The sequence below is a fragment of the Marivirga sericea genome (assembly GCF_900177665.1).
GTDB lineage: Bacteria > Bacteroidota > Bacteroidia > Cytophagales > Cyclobacteriaceae > Marivirga > Marivirga sericea.
The window spans coordinates 39,649-52,493 of sequence record NZ_FXAW01000006.1 but is presented as its reverse complement, the minus strand read 5'-3'; the positions used below and the strand labels follow the sequence as shown (position 1 = coordinate 52,493).

The 12,845-nt window shown below is 35.5% G+C and carries 7 protein-coding genes; all 7 read left to right on the top strand.

Annotated elements, in window-relative coordinates:
- Positions 1–573 precede the first annotated feature (573 nt).
- Positions 574–966: a response regulator gene (locus B9Y84_RS13925; protein WP_085518006.1), complete on the top strand. Its 393-nt coding sequence runs from the start codon at positions 574–576 to the stop codon at positions 964–966.
- Between the two features lie 4 nt (positions 967–970).
- Complete coding sequence (locus tag B9Y84_RS13920) at positions 971–2,083, top strand: sugar transferase (RefSeq protein ID WP_085518005.1); 1,113 nt, start codon at positions 971–973, stop codon at positions 2,081–2,083.
- 2 nt (positions 2,084–2,085) lie between these two features.
- Positions 2,086–3,252, top strand: coding sequence for a glycosyltransferase family 2 protein (locus B9Y84_RS13915; RefSeq protein ID WP_085518004.1), 1,167 nt, complete (start codon positions 2,086–2,088; stop codon positions 3,250–3,252).
- A 42-nt stretch (positions 3,253–3,294) separates the two neighbouring features.
- Entirely contained in the window at positions 3,295–4,200 is a 906-nt protein-coding gene (locus B9Y84_RS13910) for a glycosyltransferase family 2 protein (RefSeq protein WP_085518003.1), read from the top strand.
- A 189-nt stretch (positions 4,201–4,389) separates the two neighbouring features.
- Complete coding sequence (locus B9Y84_RS13905; RefSeq protein WP_085518002.1) at positions 4,390–10,044, top strand: PKD domain-containing protein; 5,655 nt, start codon at positions 4,390–4,392, stop codon at positions 10,042–10,044.
- A complete protein-coding gene (locus B9Y84_RS13900) occupies positions 10,044–11,483 on the top strand; it encodes a PorP/SprF family type IX secretion system membrane protein (RefSeq protein WP_085518001.1) in 1,440 nt (479 codons plus the stop codon). Before B9Y84_RS13905 ends, B9Y84_RS13900 begins: the two co-directional genes overlap by 1 nt.
- 82 nt (positions 11,484–11,565) lie before the next feature.
- Entirely contained in the window at positions 11,566–12,609 is a 1,044-nt protein-coding gene (locus tag B9Y84_RS13895) for an acyltransferase (RefSeq protein WP_085518000.1), read from the top strand.
- The last annotated feature ends 236 nt before the right edge of the window (positions 12,610–12,845 follow it).

Here is a 12,845-nt window from a genome sequence, read left to right as displayed (position 1 = left end):
TAGTATGTGTCTACCCTTTATGTTTATTTATTCTATGTGTAAGGAAAGAAAGTGATTTCTACTACATATATAAAAATAGATTTGCATAAATAAAAGGTAATATATTACCGTATGATGCATCTTAATGTGAATACTTTCGTAAATAAATAGTGCGCTTAGTTGAAGATTCAGGGTGTAAAATTGAGTGTTTTAATCATGTTCTGTTGGCGTCTTTTTGATGAATAATGTGTAATTATCTATTCAGGAAGGTGATATTTGGGCTTTAATGGAAGTGTTTTGGCCTTAGGTTTGGTAAGATTGGGTTTCGGAAAGCTTAAGATTGAGCTAATGATGTAATATCGGACACATAAATGTACTCATTTTGGTGTATTTTATCTACAGAAAAACTTAATCCACCTTCTATTTATACTGGTTTAACGATAAAGACGAAAATTAAAAAAAATAACTCTGCAATATTTATGTATAACTATGAATATTTCTTACTTTTATAATCTTAAAATAAAACAATATTATATTGATAGATTGATAAATGGGTAAAATAGTATTAGTATTTATCAACCGAATTCAGAAAAAATGACACATGTAAGGAAGCATACAATATTGATCACTGAGGATGATGAACCAATGAGGTTATTATTGGATGTTTTATTGAAAAATAAGTACGACTTAGTATTTAAGAAAGACGGTTTGGCTGGAATGAAATGGTTGTCGGAGGGTAATATACCATCAGTAATAATGTCAGATTTCATGTTACCCAAAATGAATGGGTTTGACCTTCTGAACAGTTTGTCTCAAAGTGGAATTTTTTCTGATATTCCATTTATAATGTTGAGTAGTCGGACTGATAAGAAGTTTAAAGACAGGTGTTTTGATGCGGGCGCAAAAGGATTTTTGGATAAACCTTTTGATCCATCCCAATTGTACGAATTATTAAATAGGGTTTTAAGATTAACAGTAGAAAATTAAGGATATGCAATCAATCAACTACGTACTGGAAGATAATTTTGATGAAGTATGGATTAATAAGCATCAAACTTTTAATAAAAAACTGTACTGTGTAACAAATGAGGTTTTTGAAACTGATTTGTTAAAAAATTTCAGCCAGGTGGAAAAATTCACAGTGCCTGCGTTGATTCGTAAATTGGAGAATATTCAGTATTCTGATGCTCCAGACGTTATTATTTTTTATTCATCATATATCGATGGTATATTTTTTGAAAATCTAAGCTCTATTGGTCATTTAGTTAGCAAGTCTGGTGCCATAATACCGGTGATTATTGTTTCTGATAAAATTGCTCCAGAAAATAAAAAGAAGGTTCTACAGCACGGTGCTGACGATTGCTTTCCAATAGTTTTTAATCCAGAGAAATTAAACTACTGGATAGATTTCTTAAAATTATTTAAGAAGTTATCTAAAGAAGATGAACAGAAGAGAGACGAAGAATTAGGATTCAAGATCTCAAGGATAAAAAGGGTATTTGATGTTTTAGTGTCTGGTTCATTGCTGTTATTAGCCAGTCCCATCATGCTGCTAATTTCAATTATTATAAAACTAGAATCGAAGGGACCTGTATTTTATATCTCGAAACGGGCAGGCGTTGGTTATAAAGTTTTTAATTTCATGAAATTCAGATCGATGTCCGTTGGAGCAGATCAGGAATTAAGTAAATTAATGCATTTAAATCAATACGAGAACAAAGACGATAATGGTGCCAACCCAGTGTTTTTCAAAATAAAAGGTGATCCTAGAATTACTAAGTTTGGGAAATTCTTAAGAGATAGTAGTTTGGATGAATTGCCTCAGCTTATTAACGTATTAAAGGGCGATATGTCCATTGTCGGTAATAGGCCACTTCCATTATATGAAGCGCAACAACTTACTAAAGATCAATGTGCCCTAAGATTTATGGCAGCAGCTGGGATCACAGGTCTATGGCAAGTCACTAAGAGAGGCAAAGGCGAAATGTCCGAAGAGGAAAGAATTGCTCTTGATGTAGATTATGCCAAAAATAATTCCTTTATCAAGGATATGAAGTTGTTACTGAAAACATTTCCAGCATTAGTGCAGGAAGAAAGAGTATAAATATGATTTTTCTACATTCGATTGAATTTGTAATTCTGACTTATTCGATCATAATCGTATGCTATACGTTTTTCTTTATGCTCCTCGGTTATGCTTACAAGAAGAAATATTTGCCTGAAAGGTTCGATCCTCAACAAAAAATTGCTGTATTTATACCTGCCTACAAAGAAGATGGTATAATAGTTAATGTGGTTAGGAAAAATCTTGAAGTTCATTATCCGTCTCATTTATATGATCTGATAGTGATAGCAGATTCATTCAAAGCGGAAACTCTACGAGAACTGAGGCAAACTGATGCCATAGTGCATGAGGTTTCTTTTGAAAAAAGTACTAAAGCACAGGCAATTAATAATGCTATTGCACATTTTGAAGGTTACTCTCACTGCGTAATTTTAGATGCTGACAATGTAATGGATCCTGATTTCTTAAATCATTTAAGTTTTGGCTTTGATAATGGAATGAAGATTGTTCAGGGCAGGAGATGTGCTAAAAATAGTAATTCCTCTTATTCTATACTTGATGGAATTAATGAAGAAATAAGCAATTTCATCTATCGCAGGGGTGCTGAGTCCATTGGTTTATCGGGACCCCTAACAGGTTCTGGGATGGGGTTTGACTACAAAGTACTTGAGGAAGTAATGAAAACTGTAAGTCATGTTGGTGAAGATAAAGAACTCCAATTAAAACTTACCCAACAGCGGTATATTATTAATTATATAGATGAGGCAATAGTATTTGACGAAAAGGTTGGTTCAAGAGAGGTGTTTCAGAGTCAAAGGAAAAGATGGCTTTCGGTTCATTTCTATTTCTTAAGAAAATACTTTTTCAAAGGATTTGCTGAAGGGTTTAGAGGAAATAAACATTTCTTTAATATGAGTGTACTTATTCAGCTCCACCTCCCGCGCTTATTTAATGTAGGTATTTTCGGGCTATTCTTTTTGCTTAGTTTGTTATTACCCAAATATATGCTCATATCACCTTTAATTTGGGGTGGATTGTTAGTGACATTCATTTTGAGTTTGTTCTTGTCTGTGCCCAAAAAGTATTTCAATAAACATTTATTTTATGCCATTTTAAGAATACCCATCGTGTTTTTTACAATGCTGCTGATTTTATTTAAAATGAAAGAATCTAAGAAAGGATTTATTCATACCCCGCATAAACAGTAAGTAATCCCAAATTTTAAAAGAAATTAAAATTGATTTAAATTCATGGAAACTACTGCAGGTACTTATGAAGACATTAATCCACCCTTGGTCTCTATCATAAGTGTTCACTTTAATAATTTAAAGGTTACAGAAGAGTTTATAAAAAGTATTCTGCAAATTGATTATACTCATGTTGAGATTTTTATTGTAGATAATGGGTCTTTAAGTGAACCTATTGCACCGCTAATCGAACAGTACCCGGAAATAAAATTCATTATAAGTGAAAGTAATCTCGGATTTGCTGGAGGTAACAACTTGGCTATAAAAGAGGCAAAGGGTGAACTTTTGCTGTTCATAAATAACGATACAGAGGTTGAGACTGATTTCATGAACCCACTCGTGAAACATTTTGCGGAGAATCCTAATGTAGGGATGGTTTGCCCACTCATTAAGTATTTTAATACTAACATAATTCAATATGCCGGAAACAGTGCTATTAGTAATTTTACTGGTAGGAGTTCTCGAATAGGGTTTAAAGAAGAAGATTTAGGTCAGTATAATGGTGCATTTCGAACTGAAATGATAGATGGTGCTGCCGTCTTAGTTAAAAAGGAAGTTATTGATGCTATAGGGCTAATGCCAGAAGTTTTCTTTTTATACTATGAAGAAATTGATTGGTGTACACAAGCAAAAGATGCTGGGTATGAAATTTGGGTAAATGGTAATTCAGTGGTCTATCATAAAGAGTCTATGAGTGTAGGAAAGAATTCTCCCTTCAAACTTTACTATATGACAAGAAACCGAGTATTGTTTCTTAGACGCAATACGAGAGGTATTCAGAAAGTTTCTTGGATGCTTTTTATAATGTTTTTCACGATCCCAAAAAATTTAATTCTTTATATAGCTAAAGGAGATCTAAAGAGTTTAAAAAGTTTTTGCAAAGGCCTGTACTGGAATTTGATCCATTAGACATTATATAAAAAGCTGAGAGACTCAGTAAATTTTTATATTCATCGATAAAAATGGTAGGTTCATCCTGATAATGAAGCGCTTCGTTAGCTACAGAAATAGAAGTGTTTTCTTAGTAAATTGTTTTTTTATTACTTTTTATTGTATAATTTTATTAATAAATATTTGTAATCTACAAGTGTGTGCATCATGGCAGGTAAAATTGGAACAACTTCGGTAATATTAAAAAAATGGTTCCATTTAGGACTTATTGCTTATTTGCTACTATTTTTTATATCTATTAATAGAGCTGATGCGCAACAAACACCTAAAAAAGATGCCAACGACCTTGGTTACTTAGAATACTTGCCCCCGGGTTACAGTGAAAATACTGATCTGTATCCAGTTATTATTTTTCTTCACGGTAGCGGAGAAAGAGGGAATGGCTCAGCTGGAGACCTTGAAAAATTAAAAAGTAATGGACCTCCAAAACTTATTCGAGATGGCCATAATATGTGTTTTGAGTATAATGGAGTCGAAGAATGTTTTATCGTTCTGTCTCCACAAACTAGTAGATGGACTTTTGTGGGTTATGAAATCATTCCTTTTGTAGATTATGCAATAGATAATTATCGAATAGATCCTTCACGTGTTTATTTGACTGGTTTAAGTATGGGAGGAGAGGGTACTTGGAAGATTGCCTACAGTGATGAAAATGTTCCCAATAGATTTGCTGCACTTTCTCCGATTGCGGGGAGGGGTGATCAGGCTAAAGCTTGCAAGGTAGCAGAAGATAATACACCAGTTTGGCTTTTTCATGGAGATAGTGACGGAGCAATTTCATACTGGCAAGGGAGAAAACCGTACCTCGGGATGCTAGATTGTAACCCCGATCCAGTCCCAATATTTACTTTGTATGAGAATGTGGGGCATTCAGGCACTTGGAATAGAGCCTATAGAACTGATAATTCTCTCCACACTCCTAATTTGTACCAATGGTTTTTGGCTCAAAGCATGGGGGAACCGGCTCTGCAATCACCCACTGTTGATGCTGGGGATGATGTAAGTATTATTTTGCCTGAAAACTCCGTAGATTTATCAGCTACTGCTGTCGATGGAGATGGTGAGATAACGAGTATTCTATGGGCAAGAGTTTCTGGACCTAACACACCTGCGCAAAGTGATTTAGATCAATTGAATTTGACATTAAGTGGTCTAATAGAAGGATCTTACAGCTACAGTATAACGGTAACAGATAATGACGGATTAGTTGATGCAGATCAGGTAACCATTACAGTACTCCCTGAACCGGTTAATATTCCACCAACTGTTGATGCGGGAAATAATGAGGTAATTGTATTGCCAGCTAATTTTTTAACTTTAAACGGATCTGCTATAGATTCAGATGGTACTATTGAAAGCATATTTTGGGAACAAGTTTCTGGTCCAAATACCGCGGGGATCGTTTCATCAAATGATTTAAGCACTGAAATAAATAATCTAATTGAAGGTATCTACATTTTCAATTTAACTGTTATTGATAACGAATCTGCTACATCAACAGATAATGTGCTGGTCACTGTTCAGCCCGAACCACCCAATAACCCTCCAATCGCAGATGCTGGAAATGATTTAGAAATCACGCTACCTGCTAATTCAATTATCGTTTCGGGGTCTGCAACTGATTCTGATGGAATTGTTGAATCGTATAGCTGGGTTCAGAGTAGTGGTCCAAACACTGCTGCCTCAAGCGATTTAAATGTGAATGAAATCACTATTAATAATTTGATTCAGGGCTCCTATGTATATACCTTAACTGTGACAGACGATGATGGGGATAGTGATAGTGATCAGGTAACAATCAATGTTTTACCTATTCCGCCCAATGACCCTCCTGTAGCAAATGCCGGCGATAATGAAATAATTACATTACCTCAAAACACCTTCAATTTGCAAGGGTCAGCAACTGACAGTGACGGGACAATTGATTCTTACCTTTGGGAACAACAGAATGGACCTAATGTTGCTTCCTTAATGACTCCGCTTACTCAAGATACTGATGTTACAGGCCTAATTGATGGGATTTATACTTTTTCTCTCACTGTAACAGATAATGATGGAAGCTTCAATACTGATAATGTACAAGTTACCGTATTACCTGAACCACCAAATGAGCCACCTACAGTAAACGGAGGAGCAGACCTAGATTTAACTTTACCAATAAATAGTGCTACTTTAAATGCTACTGCTTCTGATGTAGATGGAACTATTGAGTCTTATCAGTGGGAACAAATATCAGGTCCCAATACTGCTACCTCAAATACATTGAATAATCAAGAAGCTAATTTAAGCAATCTGATTGAAGGGGTTTATCAATTTACTATTACTGTGACCGATAATGAAGGTGCTTCAGCTTCTGATCAGGTGGTGTTAACTGTTTTTGCTGATCAGAATGAAGTTCCAGAAGCAAGTGCTGGGATTGATATCAGTATTACATTGCCTACTGATGAGGCGGATTTACAAGGAAGCGCTACGGATAGTGATGGTAGTATAGATGTTTATAGTTGGACGCAAATAACCGGACCTAACACTGCTACAATAGTTGAGGCCAACTCAGCTACCACAGCTGTTCAGAACCTTATAGAGGGAGTTTATAGTTTTAGATTTTCAGTAACAGATAATGATGGTGCAACTGATACTGATCAGATGAACTTAACAGTGTTGCCTCAGCCAATTAATGTTCCTCCTACGGCAAATGCTGGCGAAGATTTATTTCTTGTTTTGCCAAACAATAGTACTACATTATTTGGGGGAGGTACCGATTCAGATGGTACCATCGAATCTTATATTTGGAATGTGTTCGATGCTGGTGAGGGTAATATTGATGATATAGTTGATTTTGAGGTTAAGGACTTAGCTATTTCAGGGCTTGAAGAAGGTATTTATACATTTAGTCTCAGTGTAGTTGATAATGATGGTGCTATCTCTGCTAGCGATCAAATTAGAATATTTGTGAATGTTCCTAATTCAACCCCAGAAGCTGATGCAGGAGAGGATATTACTATTACTCTTACGCAAAGTAATGCTAGTCTTAACGGATCTGCAACCGATTCTGATGGAGAAGTAACCTATACTATTTGGGAGCAAGTTGGTGGTCCGAATATTGTCAATATTGCTGATCCGTTAAGTTTAAATACTAGTATAAGTGATTTGATTGTCGGAGTCTATACTATGAATCTAAATATAGAAGACAATGACGGATTAGTGGATAATGATCAAGTTCGGATAACTGTTAATCCTGTGCCGCCTAATATGCCTCCCAATGTCAATGCCGGAAGTGATCTACAAGTCTCATTACCAGTAAATGAGGTGATCTTGAATGGTAGTTATACAGATGGAGATGGAACTGTAAATAGCATTCAATGGTCGCAGTTAAATGGACCTATCGTGTTAGAGGGTACTAATATAACCACTGCCACACCTACTTTCACAGGTTTTATCGAAGGAAATTATACCCTTCGATTCACGGCAATAGATGATGATGGTGCAGAAGGATCTGACGATATCAGGATTACAGTCTTAACGGTTCCAGGTAATCAATTACCTTCTGCTAATGCGGGCTCTAACATATCTATTACACTACCTAGCAATTCTGTAGAGTTAAATGGAAATGCATTTGATGTTGATGGTATGATTTCAAGCTACAACTGGACACAAACACAGGGGCCTAATATAGCGAGTTTAGCCAGCGAAGACCAGCTAACAACTTCGGTAAATGGGCTTGTCGAAGGAATTTATACTTTTAGGCTAACTGCTTTCGATAATAACGGCGGGGAAGCATTTGATCAGGTAAACGTTAGAGTTAATCCTCAACCTGCTAATCAACCACCGAATGTAATAGCTTCCAATAATCAAATAATTAATTTACCGCAGACTAGCGGATCTCTGAGTGCAACTGCTAATGACACTGATGGTACTATTACAAGTATAAATTGGGAGCAAATTAGCGGCCCTTCTCCTTCTACCCTACTTAGTCCTACTGCATTGGATTTGCAAGTAGAGGATTTAGGTCTAGGTACCTATGTTTATAGAATTACAGTAACCGATAATTCAGGAGTTAGCAGTTTTGATGAGGTTAATATTAGAATATTAGAAGCTTTAGCCAATCAACCTCCAATTGTAAATTCTGGTACTAACCAACTGATTTTTGCGCCAGAAAATAGTGCTATACTTAGCGGAGAAGCAATTGATAATGATGGTACAATCTCATCCAGTAGTTGGACTAATGTAAGCGGTCCTTCAACCGCCAGTATTACAAGTTCTTCTGATTTTACTACAGAAGTGAATAATTTACAAGTGGGGACTTATGTCTTTAGATTAGAGGCAACGGATAATCAAGGATTAAAGGGTTTTGATCAATTAAATGTTAGAGTAAACGCATCATTACCTAACATGCCTCCTGAAGCAATTGCAGGTGACAATGTGACGTTGGTTTTACCTGAAAATCAAACTCAACTCCAAGGGGAAGCTATTGACATTGATGGAACTATTCAAAATATCCAGTGGGCGCAGCAATTTGGACCAAATCAAGCGTCTCTGTCAGGGATAGACAATCTAATCTTGCAGATAGACGATTTAATAGCTGGTTTTTACGTGTTTAGACTTACTGTAACAGATAATAAAGGTGAAATTGGATTTGATGATGTTTCTGTAACCGTAAATAATGCATTACCTATTGAACCTCCTCTTGTTGATGCAGGTGAAGACCAGAGCATTATTTTACCTGTGGAGGAAGTACGGTTGAGCGGACAAGCTAGTACAACTGTAGGCATAATTGAGTGGATAAGCTGGGAACAATTGTCAGGTCCTTCCACCTCAAGTATCCTTAATTCAGATAATTTGGAAGCAACTGTAGAGGACTTAGAACCAGGAGTTTATATTTTTCGTCTTGTGGCGCAAAGCAGTGAAGATTTGCAAAATTTTGATTTAGTTACAATTACTGCAAAAGCCAATCAAAAGCCATTTGCTTTTTCAGGAGCTGATACAACGCTTTTACTTCCAGTAACTAGTATGACTTTGAAAGGAGAAGGTATGGATTTGGATGGAACCATAGAGGGGGTTTTATGGACTCAATTAGACGGACCAAACAATGTAGTTTTCGGTAATCCTGATCAAAGCATCACAGAAATTAGTGGTTTCGTTGAAGGGACCTATGTATTTCAGTTCATTGTAACTGATAATAAAGGCGCATCAGCTTTCGATCTTTTACAGGTAATAGTGACTTCAGATGGTGATGATGATGATGACGATATAGCACCTGTTGTTGAGGTGGGAGAGGACATAACTGTTCAGCTACCTAAAAATTCTGTGGAACTTATGGGAGAAGCGAAGGACGATGATGGAACAATTATTCAATATCTATGGGAGCTGATTGAAGGAGGTGAAATATCGTTTAGCACCCCAGATTCGTCATTTACTGTTGTAGAAAATTTAGAATTGGGAAGTTATACTTTTCAATTGTCAGTGACGGATGACGACAGTTTAAGTTCGTCAGATAGGTTAAAGGTATTTGTGGTTGCTGCTGAGGATGAACCAGTGACTTCAGCAAATTTCACAAAACTCTTTACTCCGAATGGTGATGGTATTAATGATGTATGGGTTTCTGAAACCTTAAATAATTTAAATGATTGTTCTCTCATTGTCTACAATAAGTTAGGTGTAAAAATCTTTGAGGACACCAACTATCAAAATAATTGGAATGGCGCTGATCAAAACGGAAGAATATTAGATGAGGGTGCTTATTTTTACTTGATAAGCTGCGAAGGCAATTTTGTTAAGAGAGGTGGTATAAGAATTAAGAAGTAATGAAAAGAGTATTGCATTTTGTTTGGGGATCAGCGATTCTTACTATTCTCTTTTGTTTTAATAAGGGGTATGCTCAAGATTTATCTGTATATAACCAATTTTATTTTAATCCATTCTTATACAATCCAGCTTATGTTGGTGTTGAAGGAGGTACAGTGCTCAATACCGTTTATAGACAGCAATGGTTAGGAATCGATGATGCTCCCGTTTCAGGGACATTTACTTTAGAACATGCAGCGAAATCCAATGTTAGATTAGGCTTGACTTTTACCCACGAAAGTGTTGTGATCCTAGAAAAGAATGTTGCGCTTATGACAGTTGGTTATCGTTTGCCGATAGGTGTTCAACAATCTGTTACTTTTGGTCTCTCTGCTGGAATAGGAAGATATGGACTTGATCTAAATCAAGTTGATCTTTCAGATCCGGCATTGAGTAATTCCTTAAATTCAACCTTATATGCCGATGGTAATTTCGGCTTTATGTACCAATTAAAAGAACTGAAAATTGGTGTTGCAGTTGTAAATATTTTTGAAGGGAACCCCTATTCTCAAGACAATCTAAGTGATCTGAAATTTTCAAATCTGGAAAGCGTAGTAGGTTCTTTCAGTTATCGGTTTCATTTCAAGAATAACCCAATCGCTTTTGAGCCCTACTTACTGTATAGTAGATTAGGTACGAATTTCCAACAAGCTGAAGCAGCTGGTGTCTTCTACTATCTTGACAAAATTTGGGTTGGAGGTGCTTATAGGTATGAGAGTAATCCAGCAGTTTTTGTAGGTTTTAATTTGATGCGAAATCTACGATTTAGTTATGCCTTTGAATTTCCGCCAAGGGAGATAAATAATGTACGTAGTGGGTCTCATGAATTAATGTTGAGATTTAATTTTAATAGAGGATCTAGTAGATCTCCAGTGATAAGTGAAGAAGTGTCACAACCTCAAATTGAGAGGACTTTAAAAAGTGAGCAGCCAAATACTGCTAATGATATAGCTCAGCAATCTAAAAAAGAGGTTGCATTTGAAAAAGCTAAGGTTGTTTCTAAAAAAGTGGATTCGGTAGCTGTGAGTAACGTCAGTAGCAATTCAGAGTTAGACAGTGCTAATTACAATCAGCTGCTAGAAGAGTGGGAAGATACGGATCTTATGAGTAGCGAAAACGAGGAAGTAATTAGAACAGTTGAGAAACCTGATGGAGTGCCGCTTATGGAAAAAGGGTTCTATGTAGTAACAGGGGTGTTTAGTTCTAAAGAAAATGCAGAAAATTACGTGAGGGCAAATACTAATCAAGGCTTTAATTTTAAGATGGCGTATAATCGGAAAAATCAATTTTATTACGTTTATAAGCTCGAAACAGATAGTTTAGTTGATGCAAAATCAACTCAAGCAATATATTCTAATATCAAGCAATTTTCGGATGTTTGGATTTACAAGTTTGAATGATTTATCCTTATCTTGAAGACTTTGGAAGTCAAATGATCTAAAACCACTTTTTTCCTAGGTCCAATTTTTATTGTTTTACAGTATGACTAAAAAAGCATTTCTTCATTATATCCATAATTTTAGAGGTATAGCCATTATTTTTATTGTTGCCGCTCATATGTTTTTATTCTGGGACATTCAAAAGGAAGCGCCCTTTGTAAAAATTGTTCTTGACGCAGTTTGGAGAAATGGTACTGTATTATTCGTATTTATTGCTGGATATTTATTTCAATATTTAAAATCTAAGTACCGATACAGAACTTATTTAGGGAAAAAGATCAAGTTTGTAATTTTACCGTATTTAATTGTTTCCATTCCCGTCATACTTTTTAGGCTGTTTGTTAGTCCTCCAGAAGATGTTTACAATGCATTTCCAAACTATTTTGAGTGGTCATTAATTAAAAAGGTACTAGTTTTTATTGTTACTGGCACTCACCTTTTACCTTTCTGGTTTATTCCCATGATTTTCATCTATTATCTGATTTCACCCATCTTTGTTTTCTTAGATAACAGACCAAGTTTTTATAAATATATTTTACCATGCCTAATAGTTTTATCATTCTTTATTGAAAGAGGTAATAGGGGGGATCTTCATAACATACATATGAATTTCTTTCATTTCCTGTCCATATATGTTTTTGGTATGTGGTTTTCTCACTATAATGACAAAATATTATCTTGGTCAGTAAAATTCAAATGGTTAGTTATTATTCCATTTATTGTTTTCTTCCTTTCAACCATAGTATTCTATGAGGGGATTTGGTATGATCAACTACAGTATTTGCAGAAAATATTTTTATGTTGGGGGCTATTTTATCTACTATACAGGAAAGATGATGTCGTCCCAGTAAAAATAAATAAGATTCTAGCCCTTTTTGCGGACTATAGTTTTGGAATCTTTTTTATTCATTATTTAGTATTCTTGGTACTTAGAATGGTTTCGGAACGAGTGTATCCTTGGTTTTTAAAGGGCAGCTTAGTTAATTGGATTATGGTCTTTGGGCTCACATTAATCATTTCCTTAGTAGTTGTCCGATTGATAAAGCTGATTTTCCCTAAAAGGAGTCGCTATTTAATCGGCTGTTAGTTCACTGCAACAAAGGAGTGCCCTCACATTTCTCCCTGTTTTAGTTTTTGATATTTTGTCAAGGGAGTAGTCGTGATTTGTTTAAATGAGCAAAGTTATATTTTAGCATCACAACTTTTTACTTTCTTTAGTTATCATAAAAAATTGAGCTGTGTGAAAAGTGCGATGGCTATTTGTGAATTGCAAGAATTATGTTGAGTTTGTCTACCTCAAAAAAGTACTCAGTTAAAGACCTT